Genomic DNA, 23813 nt, shown 5'->3' on the forward strand with positions numbered 1-23813 from the left:
TTAGCACTGCTGACTGTTTTCAATCAACTCAATCAGATAGGCCTCTAATATACCGAAAAGTATTGCGGTCGCATATGGGCGTTTAGGATCTTGCTGTGAGCAAGCCCTAATCGCCTCAGGGACTTCCTCACACAACCATAATTCTCTGTGCTGATAGATTGCGAACAGGTCGCCCTGTATTTCCTCGATAATCATATGTCCGCGCCAAGTATCTTCGTAAAATCTATCAGAAACCATGGAGATGAAAACAAGAGCGCGTTCGCCAACCTCCAGTGCCACATCCCCCCAATTGCCAGGGGAACGAACAAATTCAATTTCCTTTCCGATATATCTTTGATCAATGCCTCTCTTTGCTGAGTAAATCCTTTGGATCGTTGCTCGTAAGACCTGCGGCCTTGGGGAACTCACGACGTGTAGCAATACCAAGTCGTGATTCTCTACCTTTTCAGCCAAGAAACCGCGTGCGGGACTCATCTTGGCTTCCATGGCTGACCGAGGCCCTCAAGCAGTGGCATGTAATTGCGCATGTTTCCCGACGCCTCTGGGATCGGGATACCTAGCCTGCTCGGAAACGTTGCGCAGTTGAAGGTACAGGCATTTTTCCCTGGAAAACCATACAGAACATTATCCATGGGATTGTCTACTCCGATTCGTTCATGATTTGCTTTTATCGCGTTCAACTGTACTTGTGAAACTGAAATTTTTTGCTCAATTACAACCTGAGACACTCCTCCTCGCCCGATGGCCGGATTTCGCGCTACAGACTCAAACACTGCTGTGTCATTAGTTATTATCCCCGGATAACTTTCACCATTTCTTAACGACTGCACTGCCTCATACCCCGACATACCGTTCGGAACTTTAGGTCCAAATCCATAAATTGTCTTCCCACCATCGAACGAATAACCGACGTGGCCAGTTACGGTATAAGGATGTGGCGCATCTACAGACGAAAGGTCTTTCGTGGATCCAGACCCACGGTACCCGAAAAGGCTAACGGTGGACTCTGTACTATTTGTCCGTGCAAGCTCTGCAACCCGCGCCGTAGCACTTGCCCTAGTTGCCAACTCAACAATGGAGCCTACCCCACGTATAGCCGCGCCAGCTAAGCCAAGTGCCGAAGTAAAAATTTCGACATCTTTCGCGGTCTTACGCTCAACAGCTTCATTGTAAGCTTTGGTGCCCGCATCCGGTATAGCATTAGCAATAGGATCGCCATTGGTGCAACTAACCGCTGGGCACGGAGCAACAAGGGGGAAGTAAGCCACACCTTCGACGGTCATGGTCACGCGTTTTGTTCCCTCAGGCGCTGCGGGCAGGGATGAGCCCGTTACATAGGTCCGGCCGGGCGTCAGTATATAGGGGCTAGCCTTGCCACCAGTATTGGCAGTAATGTAGGCCATCAAATCATTACTCGGCCGAGTCGGTGCTTTTTCAAGTAAGGTGACTTGATCCCCCGGAACCGACACCAAAGGCATCGTATTGTCAGCTTTCAAGATCTCTTGTATCGGCTTCTTCGTCTTGATATCTACGTTATTGGCGAAGGTCTCCTGTGTATTTTCGGCCACAATAATATTTCCGGCCTTGTCACGTAGTCCCGCATAGCGAATGGCTGCCAATATTTCTTCTTCGGTATATTTTCCTTTACTTAACTCGGCTAAAGTCTTTGCTGCCTTGCGATCGCCCGGGTGCAACATGCGGTTGTTGACATCGGTATTAAATGCCGTCGCCGCGCCTGCTACACCACCAGCAGCAGCTCCAATCGACGTGGCTGCCGCCGCACCCAAAGCCTGTTTGACGGGCTCAGGCAAATCCATACCGTCGATCATCTCACTGATCTTGGGCATGGCAGCAGCGCTGGCTCCGGCCCCAAGCGCGCCACCGACACCTCCCGCAAGTGCACCGGCCGCCGTATGCGCAGCAACACGATAAACCCCGCCTTCCTCCCATTTCGCGGCCTCCGCCAGATCGCCCACATCCCTGGCATCTTTCATTTTCTTGTCTGCGTAATCCCCGATCTCCTTCGCAGCCATTGAACCGAACGCCGCCGTGATTGCCATCTGCGCCTGCGTCTCCTTATCCAACTTCTTGCCGTCCCATGCCTTGTTCAAGGCACCGCTGCTATCTTTCTCGCTGCTGACATCGCGGTTCAGTTCAGCCAACATTTCCGTCGCCGTCTTGCCCGTCAGCGCCTGTTGCTTCTCAGCGTCCGTGATCAAAATACTGCCGCCGCTGATGCCTGAACTCGTCGTGCTGCTCTGGCTGCCCGACACGCTACCGATACCGGCCGAACCGCCCGGCTTGGACTCCATTTTCGCTGCGTCCTTACTTTCGGTCGTTTTGGCTGTGCTCTGATCGCCCATCTTGCCACTGACCGACCCGCTCAAGCTGAACCCGCTTGCCGAGTGCTGGTCCTTGTTTTGCAGCTCGCTCGTCGTCAGCGTACCCGTGATGAGCGAGTTCTTGCCATCCGTGATGGCCTTGCCGCTGCTGGCAATCACGCCCGCCTGCAGGTCGGTATTGCCAGTAACGTTGATCTGGAAACCGCCATCGCCCGCCTTGATGCCAGATTGTTCCGTGACGCTGGCAAAGTCACCTTTGGCCTTGCTCTTCGAGACACTGCCTCCGACGCTGCTGGCGCCATAGCAGAACGGAGGAATACACAAGCTCATGTTGAAACCCGCGCTGCTGCTCTTGCTGGCGTAGGTGCTTGTATCCTGCAGGCTGATAATGTTCAGGTTGCCGCCGATGGCGCCCTTGACCGTGTCTGCCGCCAAAATCGCGCCTTGCAAGGTTGTGTCGCCACCACTGATGATGGTCGCCGTCTTACCTGCCGTCACATAGGTGTTGGTGTAGTAATTGTCCGTACCGTCGGCCTTGCCGCGTGCCTGGTTGGCCGCAATATCGAGGCTGAAGCCATTCTGCGTGCCGCCAAAGGTATAGCCGATGCCGATGCTGGAACCGCTGCTGCTGTTCTTGCTCGTTTGCGTAGCCGTATTTTGCGCCGCGAGCAAGTTGATCTTGTCGTCGGCGAACAAGGTGAGATTGCCGCCCGCGCCAATCTTGCTGCCGGCTACCGTCAAGTCGCTGTCCGCCCCTGCTCCCGTGGCAATGATACTGACGTTGCCCGCCGCATTGACCGCGCTGCCAACCACCGTGCTGCTGCTTTGGTGCATCTCGCTTTCGCTCTTGCTGCTGCCCAGGCTGACGCTGATCTTGATGCCAGCCGTGTTGGTCAATCCCTTCGAAGCCATGCCAGCCAGATCTGTGGCCTTCGATGCCAAAGTCACGGCCGCCAGCGCCTGCATGCGCGAGTCCTTCGTCTGTTCGGCTGCTTTTGCCAGGCTGCCGATGCTTTTCACGGCATCCACGATCGGCACATTAACCGTGCCGCCAAGGGCCACCTTGCTGAAGGTCGTGTGCTGCTCGCTGGCATTGCTGTTGTACGCCTCCTTGATCAACACATTCTTGCCCACAATGCTGATATCGCCGGGCAAGCCGCCATTCGCACCCGCGCCGGTCGCCAGCACTTCGCTGGCCGTCTGCGTATACGTCTCGCCCGCGCGCAGTGACACATTGCCGCCCAGGCTGGCAATCTGGCTGCCCACTTGCGCCACGCCCGTGTTCTTGCCATCGCTGGTGGTTTTTACCGTGCCGATAGCTGGCTGGGTAAAGCTGCCGATAAAGCCGGACTTCTTGCTGAAGCTGCTCGACGTCGTGTCCTTGTCGTTCTCGGCGCTGACGATACTCAGGTTGCGCAAGGCAGTCAGGTCAATGTCGCCGTCGGCCACCACCGTGCTGCCCTTGATGGCGACGTCGCGTCCGCCCACCATCGTCACGCTGCCGCCACTGACGGCGCTGCCAGCCTGGTTCGTGGTGCGGCCATCGTCGGCCTGGCTGGTCAGCGACTTGCTCAAGCCAAAGGCGCCGCTCTTTTTCACTTCCTTGGAATGGATTTCCTTGCCGTCCAGCCCGACGGATTCGATGCTGATATCGTTTTTTGCCATTAGATTGGCGGCCTCGTGCGCAAGGATCGAGGAACCTGCCACCTTGAGGTCATGCCCGGCGGCGATATCGACGGTATTGCCCGTCAATGAAGTCCCCTGCGCCGTGCTGGTCTGCACGAGATCGCGCGTGGTCGTCGTTTTGCTGGAGAAAGTACCGCTTTTCTTGACCTTGCTTGCCACATCCAGACTGTCGGTGGCAACGCCATTGAGCAGGCTGATGTCATTGCCCGCCACCAGGCCCAAGGTGCCACCCGCCTGCACATCCGCCGCACGTGCCAGCAAATCATTTCCTGCCTGCAAATTGACATTGCCGGCGCCGATGATCTGGCTACCCACTTCGCCCGTCTTGCTTTCTTTGCGGTAATTGTCCGCATTGCGCACTTCATCGTGGGTCGAGGCGACGGCGACGGTATTGAGGGTCAGGTTATTACCCGCGATCAAGCTGGTCTGGCCATTTGCACCGGTATTGGCGATGACGCCAGCGGTGAGGGTCATATCCCTCCCCGCCTGGGCAATCAGCGTATTTCCCTCGCCGGTGCCCGTGACATACAGCCCAGCTACCTTGTCAACCACCGTACTGCTGTTACTGACGGTTTTGTCGCCTTGCAGATGGACACTGGAATCGCTGGCGGTCGTCGTCACCAGGTTGATGTCGCGGCCCGCGCTGGCCAGCAACTGCGTTTCGGCAACGACGCCACTCGCGCGGATATTGATATCGTTTCCTGCCATCAATTCCACTTTGTCGCTTTGCACGTCACTGACCAGCTCCTTGGCAAAATCCGACCCCACGGCGTTCGTGGCTTTTGCGACGACCGAACCAATACTCAAGTCGCGCCCTGCCGAAAGGCTCGTCGCTCCACCAGGCGCGGTATTGCTGACGATTGCGCCCGTGATGCTGACATCGCGCCCTGAAGAAACAATCATGTTGCCGCTACCGCTTGCGCCGCCACTGACATACAGGCCCGCCACGCGGTCGATCACGTGTCCGCCATCGAGCGTGCCAGTGGCGATATTGATGTCCCGTCCGGCGCTGGCTTGCAGCGCACTGTTCGCGGAAATAGTCCCGCTGATGTTGTTGAGATCATTGCGGGCGGCGACGGCAACCGCATCGCCATCGATGCGGCCACCGAGGTTATTGACGTTCTCCGCATTGAGCAACACCACGTCACGCCCGGCAATGGTGCCGCTATTGGTCAGGTCGCCGCTGATGTTGATATCGACATTTTTGCCGGCCAACAAGGCACCTGTGCCATCGATGTCATCGGCGCGCAGACGCACATAGACTTGCGGCACCAGCGCCATTTGCGTGCTGCCGTCGGCCAGCGTGACTTCGCGTTCGACCAGCCAGACGATGTCGCTGGTCAATGCCGCCATCTGTTCCGGCGTCAGTGCAACGCCGGGGCGCAAGCCATACTGCTGGGCATAGCTGACGCCGGCGTCCATCAGGCCGCGGAATTGCTCTTGGTCGTTGCTATAGTCGCCAGTAAACCGGTGGCCAGTCAGGTCGGCGACCTGCTCGCGTACCAGTTGCTGCTCATAGAAACCATCGCCCAGCCGCTTTTGCGTGACGGCGGGATCCAGTTGCATTTTGCTGCTCATGTAGTCCGAACCCGTCCAGGTGCGGTACTCGGCAAAGCGAGGATCGGTCTCAACCAGGTACTTGGACGACGCCGAAGGACTGATCTTGAACAGGCTGGCATTCGGCAGTTGCAGGGGTTTGGCCCCGGTCCTGACGACTTCCGCCTTGCCACCCGGATTGGCCAGCGCCACTTGCCGGATCAGCGGCGAGCGTGCCTGGCCCGCGCCAGGGCCTGCCGCAACCTTGCCAGCAGCGCCAGCCGCCGTGCCGATGGCAGCTTGCGTGCCCGTCCTCACAGCCGCCTGCGTGGCACCTGCCGCGCCATCGACCTTGGACAAGGCACTACCCGCCACTGCGCCAGGCTGCGCCACCACACCCGCATTGCCGGTCCGATCGCTGCCATTAATCCCTTTAGCGCCAGCAACGCCGGCCGGGCCAGCTACGGCGCCCACAGCGAGGCCCGCCGTATCGACGCCGCCCAAGGCTGGCGCACCCGTCACGGCCACATTGCTGCCACCTACCGTTCCCACACTGCCAGCCTGGCCGGCACTGCCTGTGCGGTCGCTGCCGCCAGGACCACTGGTACCCTGGACGCCCGCGGGTCCGCCCTGGGCATCCACCTGCAGACTTCCGGTACCGGCAGTGGCGCCGTTGCTGGCATTGAGCAGCGCGTTCTGGCCCGCAACGGCACCGATCGTACTTGCCTGGCCCACGTTGCCGGTGCGGTCGCTGCCATGCAAGCCTGCTGCGCCGTTTACACTGTTCGGGCCTCCCTGCGACTGGAATGCCAATTGGCTCGGATCGCCTATGCCGCTGGCTTTCCCCTCACCAACCGCCGCGCCCACACCTGCCGCTGCCACGGCGGAAATGCTGCCGGCCTGGCCAGCCTGGTTGGCCCGGTCGCTGCCTTGCAAGCCGCCGCTACCGCTGGCTACGCCAGCACTGGCCACATTGGTGCCCGTGCCGACGTTGGAGCGCAGGATAGCGGACATATGGATATCGGCGCTGCCGCCGTCGGCCGCGGACACCGTCTGGCCCGCCACCGAAGCGACCCCGCCCGTGCCGCCGACATTGCCAAGCTGGCTATCGCCTGGCCCACTGGCTGGGCCAACACTGGCCGCACCCTGGCCGCTACTGGCTGCCACGCCAGCAACGGAACCCGCCGTATTACCTACCGTGTTGAGCCAGACACTGACATTGGCGGCGCCAGCGCCACTGCTTGCTCCGGCAGAGGAGACATTCGCGCGTGCCCCGACGCTGTTGGAGGGCGCGCCGCCCGACGACGGTGTATCCGGTCCGTTTACGATTCTCGTATCATTGATCTCGCTAGTATAGTGCTCGACCTCCCAGTTCCGAACGCCTTCCGGTTTTTCCATGTCCAGGTACATGTATGAAGTGTGCGTCCCTTTCTCGGTAATCAGGGTCTGATTACCCGTAGAGAGATTTTCCTCCACGACACCCTTGACATGCAGCGCCTGGCCCGCCACGAAGCGGCTGTTTTCATTGCGGATTTTGTAGGCGTCCACCGTCAGGTTGCCACCCGCGCTGATGACGGCAGGATCAGTCTCCGTCACCCGGCTGGTGCTGGTCGTGCGCCGGACACTGTATTCAAAAAAGTTATATCCACCGTTGCCATCGGGCGTATCAAGGCTGCGATTGCCATCGGGACCTAACTCCGTTGTGACCCCCGGTGCATTGTAGGCATACCTTTTGCCATCCATTGTTTGGTACTCGTTGATATATTCCGACTTTCCCGTCGATGTAAACTCGACAGCAAAATGATTGTTCAACAAGGTGATCTCACCGGCCCTCAGCGCCAGGTTACCCATGGCCTGGATGGTGGCGCTGGCATTGGTCAGGCTGGCTACGGCCCCTGTGGCATAGCGGTTACCATCGAGGCTGCCACCGATCGCCATGTCCCCTGAGCTGAAGATCAGCGCATGTTCCCTGTTGTTGATGGTGGTGGCGCCGATATCGAGGCTGCCGCGCGACGCTATCGTGGCGGCAACGCCGCCCTCGACATCGTTGTTCAGCGTGCCCGCCCCGATACTGAGCGCAGTGCCGTAAATGCGCCCGCTGCCGGTATTGTTGAGCGTGCCCGCATCAATCTGCGTATTCACGCCATCAATCACGCCCCGGTTACTCAGGATCGTCGCGACACTCACCCTGGTGGTGCCGGCATTGATGTCGCCGCTGCTGGTGTTGTCGAGACTGTAGGCATTGAGCGCCAGTATCTGGCCTGCCTGCACCTTGCCCGCATTGACAAGACTGCCACCTACGCTGAGACTGGCATTACGGTTGGCAATCACCTGCGCCCCCGCTTCGACAACATGATTGCCGCTCAGATCCAGGCTCAGATCCCCCCTGGACATCACGTTGCCACTACCGCTCAAGCCCGCTGCCTTGATCGCCGCCAGTTCGCCGCCGATGATGGTGCCGCCGCCATTGCTGATGCTCAGGCCGCGGCTGGCGCCCTCGTCCTTGACGCTGACGGTATTGTTCCCACTGATCAGCCCGGATGTATTGTTCACACTGCCGTTGCTGTTGATGCTCAGGTTATTGTCTGCACGCAAGCCACCCTGGCTGTTATTGATTGTGCCAGCCGACAGGTTGACGTCGCGGCCTTCGATTCCCTTGTCGGTCCCCTGCGTTGCCTGGTTGACGATGGCACCAGCCCCCAGCGTGACGGCAGCGCCGCCACGTATCAGTCCGGACGTGTTGTCAATCGTGCCGCTCCCCGCCTGCAAGCCCAGGTTGCCGACCACTTGCACTTGGCCGCCCTGATTGGCCAACCCGCCGATGGCCAGTTCCAGGCCGCCGCTGGAGACAATTTTCCCGCCCAGATTATTGATATAGCCGCTGCTGCCGCCTACCTGCCCCGCCGCGCCCAGGAAACCAGCCGCGTTGTTCCAGGCGCCAGTTGCCAGCGTCAACGTCCCGCCGCTGCTGATGCCGCCATTGCTGCCGGCATGGCTAGCCGCATACGCTGCGGCATCGCTGTTATCGAGCGTCTGGCCATGGGTATTGATGATGATCGCATTGCCTGCTTGCAGCAAACCACCGTGATTGTTCAGGTCCCCCGTTTGCAGATTCAGTACTTGCGTGGCGGCAATGGTTCCCTGGACATTGTTCAAGCCCTGTCCCGCCGTATCGATGCTGACGTTGCGGCCCACGATGCTGCCCGCGGAGGCATAGCCGGAAGCCAGCGTATTGCCAAGGCTTGAGCTTTGCAAAACAACGTCCGCGCCGGCCTGGATTTGTCCGCTGTCGTTGCGCAGCTGGCCCGTGGTCGCGCGCAGATTGCCCGTGACGCTGGCCAGTTTACCGCCCGTATTGTCGATACTGGCAGCCTGAATGCCGAGATTGCCATTGGCGGCCACCAGACCGTCTTTATTGTCGAGCGCCTGATTCAAGGTCAGCGCAAGGCTTCCGCCCGTCGTCAGGCTGCCGCCGCGGTTCGACATACTGCCGGCCTGAAGCGTCGCGTCGCCTCCCGCTGCGATCTTGCCGCCGTTGTCATTACCTAATGAAGTACCGGCGCTCAGGTCCAGGGTGGCGCTGCCCGCCGCCTGTACCGTGCCACCCTGGTTGTTGATGACCTGCGCACTGACGGTGGTATTGCCATTGCTGGCGATCATGCCACCTTGATTGTCCAGAACTTGCGCGATACGGATATTGCTGGCGCCCTGCCCCAGTTGCACCAGTTCTCCCTGACGGTTATCCAGGCTGCCGCTGTCGATGGTTAATTGCCCAGCCTGCGTACTGGCCTTGCGAAAATCGATACTGCCAGCGGTGATCTTCAGGCTGCCATTGGCAGTGATCTGGCCACCCTGCCCGTTCAAGGCTCCGGTATCGATGGCCAACTGACCCAGGCCAGCGTGCTCGATCCGCCCGCCGGCATTGCTCAGCGTTGCGGCACCCAGGGTAAGGTTGGCGCTATTGACGGCAATCCGGCCATCGGTATTATCGAGTGCGCCATTTGGCGCGCGCATGACAATAGACGTATCGCCGCTGCCGCTCTGCACGATGCTGCCCTTGCTATTGTTCAGGTTAGCCGTCTGCACCATCAGTTGACCGGCCACGATATCGCCACGGCTGTTATCCCACGTCTGGCCATTGCCGGCTTGCGCGCTCACATTCAGCGTACCGACCGTGCCGATGCTGGCGCCGGCCGTGCTGACATTACCCTGCGTCGCCGTCAACGCGATGTTCGCCGCGCTATTCACGCTGCCAGCAAGATCGACGCCGCTGCCCGTCATCCTCATATTGCCTGCCGCCAGATTTTGCCCGGCTGCGCGCAATTGCTGCGCCGTCGTGACCAACAGACTCCCTGTGCCTGTCAGTTTGCCGTCCGCCTGCATGCCCGCCGCCAGCAGGCCGCCCGCCGCGCTGTCGAGACTGGCGGCCGTGATGGTGGTATCGGCTAGCGCGGCAATCGTACCGCTGTTGCTCACCAGTCCCGTGGCATTCAGCACTTGCGATGCGCCGTACATGCTGCCGCTATTGCTGACATTGGCTGCCTGCGTGACCAATTGTCCGCCGGCAAGGACGCTGCCGCCGTTATTGTCCAGGTCTTTCACTTGCAGCATGGCATCGCCGGTAACCGCCTGCAAGGTACCGCGTGTGTTGGTGACATCGCCTGCGGTCAGGACCAGCCCGGTAGCGCCAGCCAATGTGCCATCGCTGTTGTCGAGTTTTGTACTGGCGGTTACCTCCAGCACGCCGCCAGACAGCACGCGACCGCTCTGATTGCGCAAGTCTGCCGTTTGCAGCGCCAGGCCACCATTGCTTTCAATCCGGCCGCCAGCGTTGTCGAGACTGGCGCTGGCCGTGAGCGATGTGTTGCCCTTGCCCAGCTGCAATAATTCACCTTGGCGATTGTCCAGTATGGAGGTGGTAACGCTCAGTTGCTGCGCCATGGCGCTGGCGTTACGATGATCGATATAGGTGGCGCGCACGTCGAGCGCGCCGTTACCCGTCATCTGGCCGCGTTGCCCATACAGGTTAGCCACGCTGATGCCCAGGGTGCCGCTACCCGCGTGCTCGATCTTGCCATCCACGTTGGTCAAGGTTCCTGCCGTCAACTGGAGATTGCGGCTGTTGAGCGCGATACGCCCGGCCGTATTGTCCAACTGGCCCGCCCCAGCCAGGTTGATGGCGCTATCGCCAGTTCCCGTCTGGATGATGCTGCCGCCGGTATTATTGAGGTTAGCCACCTTGATATCAAGCTGCCCGGCGCTTAACTGGCCACCTTGATTGAGCAGCGCCTGGCTATTCTGCGCGCTGGCCGTAATACTCAGCAAACCAGCTGTAGCGAGCACCGCCTTGGCGGTCGTGATGTTGCCGCTGCCAGCATTCAAGGTAATATTGCTGCCACTGGTCTGGCTACCTGCCAGGTCCAGCGATGCCCCACTGAGCGCAACAGTGCCGGCCGCGAGATTCTTGCCGCCTGCCTGCAGGACGCCAGTGCTGCGCACAGTCAAGTCGCCCGCCTGCGCAAGCGCGCCATTCGTCGTCAAGCCAGCCGCCAACAAGCCGTTGCCGGACATGCTGCCCGCCTTCACGCTGGTGTTGCCCAACGCGGCGATGGATCCGGTATTGACCAGGCTGCCGGCTACGTCGAGCGACTGCTGGCCGCCGGCGTACAGCAAGCCGCTGTTAAGCATGTCGCCAGTGACTGCCACGGTCAGGTCGGTGGCGGCACTGAGTTCGCCGGCGGCGTTGACCAGGCTGGCAGCCGTCACACCCAAGGTACCACGCGCGGCTTGCGCTACGCCCTGCGTATTGTCCAAGGCCAGGGCATGTACTTGCACATTCTCCTTGCCAACGATCGTGCCTTCCTTGTTGTTCAGTGCACCCCGCGACGATATTGTGACATCGCCTTGCGCGCTGATATTGCCCTTTGCATTCTCCAGACTGCCTGTCGTCATTTGCAGCACACCATTTGCTGCGATGACGCCGCTGCGATTGTCCAATTCCTGCGCCACCTGCACCGTGAGCGCCGTTGTCGACTGCAATTTGCCGCCCTGATTGCTCATCGCATCGGCCGTAATACGCAATTGCTGGGCAGAAGTGGTCGCCATGCTGTGGTTGAACGTGCCAGCAACGATATCGACCAGGCCATTGCCCGTAATCGTCCCGCCGGCACCATTGAAGGCTGGCGTCGTGATTGCCAGCGTTCCCGCTCCCGCATGCTCGATCTTGCCAGCGGCATTCGTGAGTGCGTTCGCTGCGAGGGTCAGATTGCTGCTATTGACGGCAATGCGCCCGCCAGTATTGTCCAGATTACCCGTCCGGATAACGGTATCGCCCACGCCGGTCTGTAACACCGTGCCTTTTGCGTTGTCCAGATTGCCTACGTGCAGGTCGAGCTGGCCCGCCTGCAAGCTGCCTTCCGTGTTGTGCAAGGTGGCGTTTGTCGTGACGTTCAATGTACCCGTTGTCGCGACGATCCCCTTGCTGGTCATGACATCACCCTGTGTTGCCGTCAGGCCGATGTTCGCCGCGCTGGTCTGGCTGCCGCCGATATCGAGCGTACCGCCAGTCAGGTTGGCATTGCCTGCCGCCAGGTTTTGGCCGTGCGCAGCCAGCGTTTGCGCGGTATGAATCGTCAAATCACCATTTGTCCCCAGCTTGCCATCGGCCTGCATGCCCGCGCCGATCAGACTGCTTGCGCTGCTGTCGAGGGTTTTCGCCGTCAGGCTGGTATTGCCCTGCGCCGCGATCACGCCCGTGTTGACGATGGCACCTGTTGCGGTCAAAGCTTGATTGCCTGCCGCATACAGACTGCCCGTGTTGTTCAGACTGGCCAGTGTCGCGTTCAGATTGGCGCCGGCAAACACGTTGCCGGCGGTATTGTTCAAGTTCGCCACATTCAGGGAGGCGTTGCCGGCCACAGCTTGCAACTGGCCCTTGGTATTGTCGATATCGCCACCGGACAGCTGCAGATGACGTCCTGCCGCCACCGTGCCTTGCGTGTTGTCCAGGCTACCGACTGTAAGCTCGGCATCCTGCGCCGCCACGATACGGCCCTTGTTGTTCAGCAAGGTGGCGGCCCTCACCAGCGCATCGCCATTGCCCTCGATCTTGCCGCCCGTGTTGTCCAGCTGGCCGGTAGCATTGACGCTCATCAAGCCGCTACCGGTCTGTGCCAGGCTGCCGGCGCGGTTGTCCAGCGTGCCGGCGTTGATGGTCAACTGGTTCGCCACCGTCGTTGCATTGCGGTGGTCGAATGTGGTTGCCGTGATGTCCAGCTTGCCATTGCCCGTGATCTTGCCGAATTGGTTGTTGAACTGGCCCGCGTTGATGGCCAGGATGCCGGCGCCTGCGTGCTCCAGCTTGCCATTGATGTTCGTCAATACCGTCGCATTCAAGGCCAGGTTCGCGCTGTTGGCGGCGATGCGGCCCGCCGTGTTGTCGAGTTTGCCCGTGGTGATGACGGTGTCGCCGCTGCCCGTCTGCACGATGTCGCCGCTGGCGTTGTTCAGGTTGGCGACGTTCAGCTGCAATTGGCCGGCCACCAGCTGGCCCTGGCTGTTCACCAGTGACTGGGCGTTATTTGCGTTGGCGGTGATGGCCAGCACGTTGCTGGCGGAAATTACCGCCTTGTTCGTCAATACGTCGCCGCTGCGTGCGGTGATGCCGATGTTGGCGGCACCCGTCTGGCTGTTCGACAGATCCACACTGGAACCCGTCAGCGTCGCACTGCCCGCCGCCAGGTTCTGTCCGCTCGCTTGCAGCACGCCATCGGCATTGATGGTCAAGTCCCCCGCCATGCCCAGGCTGCCGTCCGCTTTCACGCCAGCGCCCAGCAAGCCGCTGCTGGTGACTTTGCCAGCGGTAATATGGGTGTTGTTGACGGAGGCAATGGAGCCGCTGTTGTTCAGCAAGCCACCGACCGTCAGTTGCTGATTGCGGCCCGCGTACAGCAGGCCGGCATTCGTTAACTCACCGCTGATGCGCGCAGTCAAGTCCGTGCCGGCGCTGAGCGTACCTTGCTGGTTCAGCACATTCGCGGCATCCAAACGTAAATTGTCCGCCTGCAACACGCCGCGCGTGTTGTCGATATTCACACCGCCCACGTGCAAGTCGGCAGTCGCTGCCATCACGCCATCGGTATTATTCAGTGTGCTTTTGCTGACGATGTCAGCCGATGCGGCGGACGTGACACGGCCCTTGCTGTTGTCCAGCACGCCAGCCTGCAGATTCAAGAGGCCCGTACCCGCGTGCTCGATCTTGCCGTCCTTGTTGGTGACGCTGACGGCATCGATGTTCAGGTTCTGGCTGTTGACCGCGATGCGGCCCGCTGTATTGTCCAGATTGCCGGTGACGATGCTCGTGTCGCCCGTACCCGTCTGCAAGATAGTGCCCTTGGCGTTATCCAGATTGCCCACATGCAAATCGAGCTGGCCCGCCTGCAACGTGCCTTCCGTGTTGTGCAAGGCGGCGCTCGTCGTCACGTTCAGCGTGCCCGCCGTCGTCACGACCGCCTTGTTCGTGCTGACGTCACCCGTTGTTGCCGTCAGGCCGATGTTCGCGGCGCTGGTCTGGCTGCCGCCGATATCGATGCTGGCACCGGTCAGTTTGGCATTGCCTGCCGCCAGGTTCTGGCCATGCGCAGCCAGCGTTTGTGTCGCGCTGATCGTCAGGTCGCCAGTTGTGCCCAGCTTGCCATCGGCTTGCATGCCCGCGCCGAGCAAGCTGCTTGCGCTGCTGTCGAGGGTCTTTGCCGTGATGCTGGTGTTGCCCTGTGCCGCAATGACGCCCGTGTTGACGATGGCGCCTGTTGCGGTCAGGGATTGATTGCCTGCCGCATACAGGCTGCCCGTGTTGTTCAAGGTATCGAGCGTGCTGTTCAGGTTGGTGCCGGCAAACACGTTGCCGGCGGTATTGTTCAAGTTCGCCACAGTCAGGGTGGCGTTGCCGGCCACGGCCTGCAACTGGCCCTTGGTGTTGTCGATATCGCCACCGGACAGTTGCAGATGGCGCCCGGCTGCCACGGTGCCTTGCGTATTATCCAGGCTGCCTACCGTAAGCTCGGCGTCCTGCGCCGCCACGATGCGGCCCGTGCTGTTCAGCAAGGTGACTGCCTTCACCAACGCATCGCCATTGCCCTCGATCTTGCCGCCCGTGTTGTCCAGCTGGCCGGTAGCGCTCACCGTCATCAGCCCGGTACCCGTCTGCGCCAGGCTGCCGCTGCGGTTGTCCAGGCTGCCAGCGTTGATGGTCAGCTGATTGGCCACCGTCGTCGCATTGCGGTGGTCGAAGGTGGCTGCCGTGATATCGAGTTTTCCATTGCCCGTGATCTTGCCGGACTGGTTGTTGAACTGGCCCGCGTTGATGGCCAGGATGCCGGCACCTGCGTGCTCCAGCTTGCCATTGATGTTCGTCAATACCGTCGCATTCAAGGCCAGGTTCGCGCTGTTGGCGGCGATGCGGCCTGCCGTGTTGTCCAGCTTACCCGTAGTGATGACGGTGTCGCCGCTGCCCGTCTGCACGATGTCGCCGCTGGCGTTGTTCAGATTGGCGACGTTCAGCTGCAGCTGGCCGGCCACCAGCTGGCCCTGGTTGTTCACCAGAGCTTGGCCATTGGCAGCATTGGCGGTAATAGACAGCAGATTGCTGGCGGAAACCACAGCCTTGTTCGTTTGCACATCGCCAGTAGTTGCCGTGATGGCGATGTTTGCCGCGCCCGTCTGGCTACCCGACAAATCGACCGATGCGCCTGTCAACTGAGCGCTGCCCGCCGCCAGGTTCTGTCCGCTCGCTTGCAGCACGCCATCCGCGTTGATGGTCAAGTCACCCGCCGTACCCAGGCTGCCATCCGCTTTCACGCCGGCGCCCAGCAAGCCGCTGCTGGTGACTTTGCCGGCGGCAATCGTCGTGTTATTCACGGAGGCAATGGAGCCACTGTTAGTCAGCAAGGCGCCCACCGTCAGTTGCTGATTGCGGCCCGCGTACAGCAGGCCAGCGTTGTTCAGGTCACCGCTCACTTTGGCCGTCAGGTCCGTGCCGGCGCTCACTGTTCCCTGCTGGTTCAGCACATTCGCGGCATCCAAACGTAAATTATCCGCCTGCAACACGCCGCGCGTGTTGTCGATAGTCACGCCGCCCACATGCAAGTCGGCAGTCGCTGCCATCACCCCATCGGTATTATTCAGTGTACTTTTGCTGACGATGTCAGCCGATGCGGCGGACGTGATGCGGCCCTTGCTGTTGTCCAGCACGCCCGCCTGCAGATTCAACGTCCCCGTGCCTGCATGCTCGATCTTGCCGTCGCGGTTCGTCAGCGTGGCCACATCGATGTTCAAGTCCTTGCTGTTGACCGCGATGCGGCCCGCTGTATTGTCCAGATTGCCGGTGACGGTGTTCGTGTCACCTGTGCCCGTCTGCAAGATAGTGCCCTTGGCGTTGTCCAGGTTGCCCACATGCAGATCCAACTGCCCCGCCTGCAACGTGCCTTCCGTGTTGTGCAAGGTGGCATTGCTCGTGACGTTCAATGTGCCTGGCGTCGTCACCACCGCCTTGTTCGTGCTGACGTCGCCCGTTGTTGCCGTCAGGCCGATGTTGGCCGCGCTGGTCTGGCTGCCGGCCAGGTCCAGGCTGGCGCCTGTCAAGTTGGCGCTGCCCGCCGCCAGATTCTGGCCGTGCGCGGCCAGCGTTTGTGTTGTGCTGATCGTCAGGTCGCCCGACGTGCCCAGCTTGCCATCGGCCTGCATGCCCGCGCCGAGCAAGCTGCTTGCGCTGCTGTCGAGGGTTTTCGCCGTCAGGCTGGTGTTGCCCTGTGCGGCGATCACGCCCGTGTTGACAATGGCACCTGTTGCGGTCAAGGTCTGGTTGCCGGCGGCGTACAGGCTGCCCGTGTTGTTCAGGCTGGCCAGTGTCGCGTTCAGGTTGGCGCCGGCAAACACGTTGCCGGCGGTATTGTTCAAGTTCGCCACAGTCAGGGTGGCGTTGCCGGCCACAGCTTGCAGTTGGCCCTTGGTATTGTCGATGTCGCCACCGCTCAATGCCAGATTGCGGCCTGCCGCCACCGTCCCTTCCGTATTGTCCAGGCTGCCCACGTTCAATGCGGCATCCTGCGCCGCCACGATACGGCCCGTGTTGTTCAGTAATACCTGAGCGTTGACCAGCGCATCGCCGTTGCCCTCGATCTTGCCGCCCGTATTGTCCAGCTGGCCGGTAGCGCTCACTGTCATCAGGCCAGTACCCGTCTGCGCCAGGCTGCCGCTGCGGTTGTCCAAACTGCCGGCGTTGACGGTCAGCTGGTTGGCCACCGTCGTTGCATTGCGGTGGTCAAAGGTGGCTGCCTTGATGTCCAGCTTGCCATTGCCCGTGATCTTGCCGGACTGGTTGTTGAACTGGCCCGCATTGATGGCTAGCACGCCCGCGCCTGCATGCTCCAGCTTGCCATTGACATTCGTCAGCACCGTCGCGTTCAGGGCCAGGTTCGCGCTATTGACGGCGATGCGGCCCGCCGTGTTGTCGAGTTTGCCTGTGGTAATGACGGTGTCGCCGCTGCCCGTCTGCACGATGTCGCCGCTGGCGTTGTTCAGGTTGGCGACGTTCAGCTGCAACTGTCCGCCCACCAGCTGGCCCTGGTTATTTACCAGCGACTGGGCGTTATTTGCGTTGGCGGTGATGGCCAGCAAGTTGCTGGCGGAAATCACTGCCTTGTTCGTTAGTACGTCACCGCTGCGCGCGGTGATGGTGATATTCGCCGCACCCGTCTGGCTGCCAGACAAATCAATGGAATCGCCTTTCAGCACGGCGCTGCCCGCCGCCAGGTTCTGTCCGCTCGCCTGCAACACCCCATCCGCGTTGATGCTCAAATCGCCTGCCGTGCCCAGGCTGCCATCGGCTTGCACGCCGGCGCCCAGCAAACCGCTGCTGATGACTTTGCCAGCGGCAATAGTAGTATTGCCAACGGAGGCGATGGAGCCGCTGTTGTTCAGCGCACCGCCCACCGTCAGTTGCTGGTTACGGCCCGCATACAGCAGACCGGCGTTGTTCACATCGCCACCGGCCTTGGCTGTCAGGTCAGTGCCTGCGCTGACCGTGCCTTGCTGGTTCAGCAGACTGCTTGCATCCAGAGTCAAGTTTCCTACGCTCGCCTGCAACACCCCCCGCGCGTTATCCAGTGCAATGCCGCCGACCTGCAGATCGGTGGTTGCGGCGATCACGCCATCGCTATTGTTCAGCGTGCCCTTGCTGACGACAGAGGCCGCAGCCGCCGAGGTGATGCGGCCCTTGCTGTTGTCCAGCACGCCTGCTTGCAGATTCAAGATACTCGTACCCGCATGCTCGATCTTGCCATCGCGGTTCGTCAGCGTGGCCGCATCGAAGGTCACATTCGCGCTGTTGACGGCGATGCGCCCAGCCGTATTGTCCAGATTGCCGGTAACGATGGTCGTGTCACCCGTGCCCGTCTGCAGCAGCGTACCCCTGGCATTGTCCAGATTGCCCACATGCAGGTCGAGCTGGCCTGCCTGCACAGTGCCTTCCGTGTTGTGCAAGGTGGCATTGGTCGTAATGTTGAGCGCGCCTGGCGTCGTGACGACCGCCTTGTTCGTGCTGACGTCGCCCATTGTGGCCGTCAAGCCGATGTTGGCAGCACCGGTCTGGCTGCCAGCGATATCAACATTGGCACCCGTCAAGTTCGCATTACCGGCCGCCAGCACCTGGCCGTGCGCGTCCAGCGTTTGCGTGGTGCTGATCGCCAGGTCGCCAGCCGTGCCCAGCTTGCCATCAGCCTGGATGCCAGCACCGATGAGGCTGCTAGCGCTGCTGTCGAGGCCATTCGCCGTGAGGCTGGTATTGCCCTGCGCCGCGATGACGCCTGTGTTTGTCACTGTACCTGTTGCGGCAAGGGATTGATTTCCGGCCGCATACAGGCTGCCCGTGTTGCTTAAACTATCGAGCGTGGTGTTCAGGTTGGCGCCAGCAAATACGCTGCCGGCTGCATTATTCAATTTACCGATGGTCAAGGTCGCATCGCCAACGACGGCCTGCAGCTGCCCCTTGGTATTGTCGATATCGCCACCGTTCAATGCCAGGTTGCGGCCGGCTGCCACCGTGCCTTCCGTGTTGTCCAGGCTACCGACTGTAAGCTCGGCATCCTGCGCCGCCACGATGCGGCCTGTGCTGTTCAGCAAGGTGCTTGCCTTCAGCAGCGCATCACCATTGCCTTCGATCTTGCCGCCCGTATTGTCCAGTTGACCAGTGGTGTTCACCGTCATCCGTCCGCTACCCGTCTGCGCCAGGCTGCCGCTGCGGTTGTCCAGGCTGCCAGCGTTGATGGTCAGCTGATTGGCCACCGTCGTCGCATTGCGGTGGTCGAAGGTGGCTGCCGTGATGTCCAGCTTGCCATTGCCCGTGATCTTGCCGTGCTGGTTGTCGAACCGGCCCGCGTTGATGGCCAGCACGCCGACACCCGCGTGCTCCAGCTTGCCATTGATGTTCGTCAATACCGTCGCGTTCAGGGCCAGGTTCGCGCTGTTGGCGGCGATGCGGCCCGCCGTATTGTCGAGTTTTCCCGTGGTGATGACGGTGTCGCCGCTGCCCGTCTGCACGATGTCGCCGCTGGCGTTGTTCAGGTTGGCGACGTTCAGCTGCAATTGGCCAGCCACCAGCTGGCCCTGGCTGTTCACCAGCGACTGGGCGTTGTTTGCGTTGGCGGTAATGGCCAGCACGTTGCTGGCGGAAATCACGGCCTTGTTCGTTTGCACATCGCCAGTAGCTGCCGTGATGGCGATGTTTGCCGCACCCGTCTGGCTACCCGACAGATCCACACTGGAACCCGTCAGCGTCGCACTGCCCGCCGCCAGGTTCTGTCCGCTCGCCTGCAGCACGCCATCGGCGTTGATGGTCAAGTCGCCTGCCGTGCCCAGGCTGCCGTCCGCTTTCACGCCGGCGCCCAGCAAGCCGCTGCTGGTGACCTTTCCAGCAGATATAGTGGTGCTACCAACGGAAGCGATGGAACCGCTGTTGTTCAGCACACCGCCCACCGTCAGTTGCTGATTGCGGCCCGCATACAGCAGACCAGCATTGTTCAGCGTATCACTGATGCGCGCTGTCAGGTCTGTGCCTGCACTCACTGTCCCTTGCTGGTTCAGCAAGGATGCCGCATCGAGACGCAACTTGTCCGCCTGCAAGACGCCGCGCGTGTTATCTATCCCGAGACCCGCCAATTGCAACTCTTGCGTAGCAGCAATCACGCCATCCGTATTGTTCAGCGCCCCCTTGCTGGCAATGCTCGCCGATGCGGCGGACGTAATGCGGCCCTTGCTGTTGTCCAGCACGCCAGCCTGCACCTGCACGCTGCCATTGCCGGCAATGCTGCCGCGCGTATTGTCCAGCGCCTGCGCCACGTCCACGCGCATCTGTCCTGGCCCTGTCTGCTGCAGGGTGCCGTCGCTGTTGTCCAGCTGACCGGCCCGCACCGCTACCTGCTGTCCCGACGTGACGGCATGGCGATGATCGAGCGTCTCCGCCTGGATATCAACTACACCATTGCCCGTCACCTTGCCCCGTTCGTCATCGAAACGCGTTGCTTCAAGGTGCAAGCTGCCCGTGCCCGCGTGTTCGATACTGCCGTCGCGGTTGATCACCTGTTCCGCGGTCAGCGCCAGGTTCGCGCTATTGACGGCAATGCGTCCGCCCGTGTTGTCCAGGGTGCTGCCTGTGAATTGCGTATCGCCATTGCCCGTCTGGATCAACGTGCCGCCGCGGTTGTCCAGCGCTCCCGTTTTCACTTCCAACTGGCCCGCGCTCAGGGTGCCGCGCACGTTCGACAGCGCCTGGCTGCTGCCGGCCGCCGCCACGGACAGCAAACCCGTGGTGGTCACCAGCGCGCCATCGGTAACGACGTTGCCAGTACTGGCATGCAACTCGATGGCCGCGCCGCCCGTCTGGCTGCCGCTCAGATTGATAGCGGCAGCGTGCACGCTGGTCTTGCCTGCCGCCAAATTCTGGCCGTGGGCACCGATCGCTTGCGTGGCCGTCAGTTGCAGCTGGCCGCTGCCGGCCAGGCTGCCATCGGCGCGCACGCCGGCGCCCAGCAGGCTGCCGGCCGCGCTGTCGATGCGGCTGGCATCGATGCGGTTATCGCCCTGCGCGGCGATCACGCCGCTGTTGCTGATCGCACCGCGCACCTGCAGCGCCTGGCTGCCGGCCGCATACAGGTTGCCGCTGTTGAGCACGTCGCTGGCCTGGGTGGCAAGATTGCCACCGGCAAACACGCTGCCGGCCGTATTGTTCAGCTTTGCCACCGTCAACGCCGCATCGCCCGCCACTGCCTGGATCTGGCCGCGCGTATTGTCGACGTCGCCGCTGTCGAGGCGCAATGTGCGACCCGCCGCCAGGGTCGCCTCGGTATTGTCCAGCGCGCCTGTCGACAGCGCCACATCCGTGCCCGAGACGATACGGCCCTTCTGATTTTGTACATTGCCCGCCTGCACGCTCAAAGCGCCATTGCTTTCCAGCGCGCCACCGCGGTTGTCCAGCGCACCGCGCACCTGTACGCGCGTGTCGCCCTGCCCGCTCTGCGCCAGGCTACCGCCCCGGTTGTCCAGGTTCCCGGCATCAATGCTGAGCTGCCCTGCCACTGTACGGGCATCGCGGTGGTCGACCTGTTCACCGCTCAGCGCCAAGGCGCCATTGCTGACGATGCTGCCGCGCTGCAAGTTGATTTGCGCTGCGCCAATCTCCAGCGCACCCGTGCCCGCATGCTGGATATGCCCGTCCTGATTGCTCAGGCTGGCGGCCTGCAGCCGCAAGGCCTGGCTATTCGTGGCGATCACGCCGCGCGTATTGTCCAGGCTTCCCGGCAATTGAATCGCCAGGTCGCCAGCGCCCAGCTGCGTGAGCTGGCCGCCCACGTTCGACAGGTCGTGCGCATGCACGCCCAGTTGCTGGCCCGTCAGTTGCGCTGCATCGCTGCGCACGGTGCGCGCCGCGTCCAGCTGCAAGCGCTCGCGCGCGCTGACCTGCGCACGGCTGGCGTCGAGATCGCCCGCGCTGGCGCCCAGGCCGACATTCGCGCCCGAGACTTGCGCACCCGTCAAATCCAGCTGACGCGCAGCCAGGCTGCTGTCGCCGCCTGCCACGGCCGTGCCGTGCACAACCACCACATCGCCCGCCGTCACGTTCAGCTTGCCGCTAGCCGTTAATGTATTGTCCAGGTTCAGACCTGCGGCCAGCACGGAACCTGCCGCCCCGTCGATGCGCGCCGCCGCGCCCGTGGCGTGCACCTCGACATTGTTCTGCGCGCCGATCACGCCGCTGTTGGCAATATTGCCCTGCGCCTGCACCTGGCTGTCGCCGCCCGCATACACGGTACCGCTGTTGACCACGTCGCCCGTCACCGCAATGCTGGTCTGGCTGCCCGCCCCGGCCGACTGGATGTTGCCGCTGTTGCTCAACCAGCCATTCGATTGCAGCACCAGGTTGCCGGCCGTGGCCGCCAACACGCCCGCGTTGCGCACGCCCAGGCCCGCTTCCGTGCCGATCAGGGTGATCTTGCCCGCGTACATGCCGCCCAGCTGCGCCACGTCCAGCGCGTAGGCCGGGGCCGGGCCCACGCCAGGCGCAGCGCCCGCCACGCCATGCGCCGCATCGATCTGGTTGCTGCCCGTCACCACCTTCAGTTCCTGCGCCCAGATGCCGCCATTGATCTGCGCGGCGCGCGCCAGGATGGCCGTGTAATCGCTCAGCGACGTGTCCAGGCCGCGGCCGTTGATGGTCACTACCCCGCGCTGCACCATGTAGCCGTCCAGGCTGCCGTCGTTGAACATTGGCGTGCCCGTCGTCAGCACGACCCGGCTGGCATTGATGAAACCGCCGCCATCGACGCTCACGCCGGCCGGGTTGGCGATGACGACTTCGGCCCGCTGCCCCGCCACCTCGACATAGCCGCGCAGCTGGCTGGGGTTGGCCGAGTTGACTTCGTTGAGGATCACGCGCGCGCTGCCGCCTGCCAGCCATGGATTGCCCTGCACCCAGCCGCCCGTCTGCGTCTGCACGTTGCCGCGGCTGTTGTTGAGGATGGCGCCATTCGCCGTCACGTCGAACTGGCTGTAGGTATTGCGCGACACGCCTGCCGCGCTCGGCGTCTGGATATTGACCTGCGTCACGCCATTCGCGCTTTGCACCACGGTCGGGCGCTGGCGGCCCGGCGCGTTCGGATCGGCCACGATCTGTCCCATGGCCGGCCCTGCGACAAAACTCACCATGCCCAGCGCGCCGAATACGGCCAGCGCCAGCGGCCGCAACTTGCCATTCACACTGACACTTGGCCCGTCACCGCCATCGCCTTCAAACACGCCGCTGTCCAGGCCACCTTCTCCCTTGGCCGCCTTGCCTTGCGAGGATGCATTTTCGGCGACCACCATCAGTTGGCCACGGCGTTTATTAAAGATGATGCGGTACAGGTTCTTGTTCATGACATGTCCTAGCGACAATCAATTAGTGCGATAAGGGAGAAGAGAACGGCTGGCGGGTGGCGCCGTCTCACATCGTTCTTTTTTAATAGCTGGCGTTCAGGCTGAAGCCGGCCGTGTGGCTGGCCGTGCGGAACAGCTCGGGTTTGCGCACGGGCCAGCCGACAAAGGCGTCGTACTGCACACCCAGCCACTGGCCGCGCAGGCCGACGAAGGCGCCCGTCAGGTTGCGCGCGATCAGCCAGGCGGCAGACGGCCCCGCCACTTCGCCGTGGTCGACACCCGCATACGCTTCCTGGCCGCTGCTGCCCAGCGGCACGCCCAACTCGTTGCGCAGCAGCCAGCCCCGTTCGGCCGACAGGCTGCTTTCGCCGTCGTAGCCACGCACGGTATAGCGCCCGCCGATGGCGAAGCGATCCTGCGGCACCAGCGGCGTGCGGTTGTGCTGCATGCGCCAGCTGCCTGAATAGCGCAATGGCTGGCCGGCAAGCTGGAACGGCGCGGACAGGGCCGCGTCGGCCAGCAGCAGCTTGAAGCGCGACGTGCCTTCGCCGAACGCTTCTTCGGGCGCGGCCAGCGCATCCATCGCGCCCGTGCCGCGCCGGTATTGCAGATTCAGGTCCAGGGTGGCCTGGCCCATAAATTCGCGGTGGCCAAGTCCCAGTTCCCAGCCCGCCATGCGGCGGCGCTGCACTTCCACTTCCGTGTCGTCGATGAAGTTCTGCGCGGAACGCTGCCAGCCCCGCAAGGACAGTGTCGTCTTGCGCGAGGCGTCGCGGTAGACCAGAC

General features: G+C 61.8%; 3 protein-coding genes. All 3 read right to left on the minus strand.

The genetic code is table 11. The annotated features are described in order from the left end of the window. A complete protein-coding gene (locus GCN74_RS25270) occupies positions 1-474 on the minus strand; it encodes a hypothetical protein (protein ID WP_152259216.1) in 474 nt (157 codons plus the stop codon). After that, positions 471-23027, minus strand: coding sequence for a filamentous hemagglutinin N-terminal domain-containing protein (locus GCN74_RS25275; protein WP_152259217.1), 22557 nt, complete (start codon positions 23025-23027; stop codon positions 471-473). Before GCN74_RS25275 ends, GCN74_RS25270 begins: the two co-directional genes overlap by 4 nt. Positions 23028-23109: 82 nt before the next feature. Beyond that, positions 23110-23813: ShlB/FhaC/HecB family hemolysin secretion/activation protein (locus GCN74_RS25280; protein ID WP_226939212.1), on the minus strand; the 704-nt coding region annotated here is incomplete at its 5' end.

The organism is Janthinobacterium sp. FT14W (assembly GCF_009208755.1).
GTDB classification, from domain to species: domain Bacteria; phylum Pseudomonadota; class Gammaproteobacteria; order Burkholderiales; family Burkholderiaceae_D; genus Janthinobacterium; species Janthinobacterium violaceinigrum.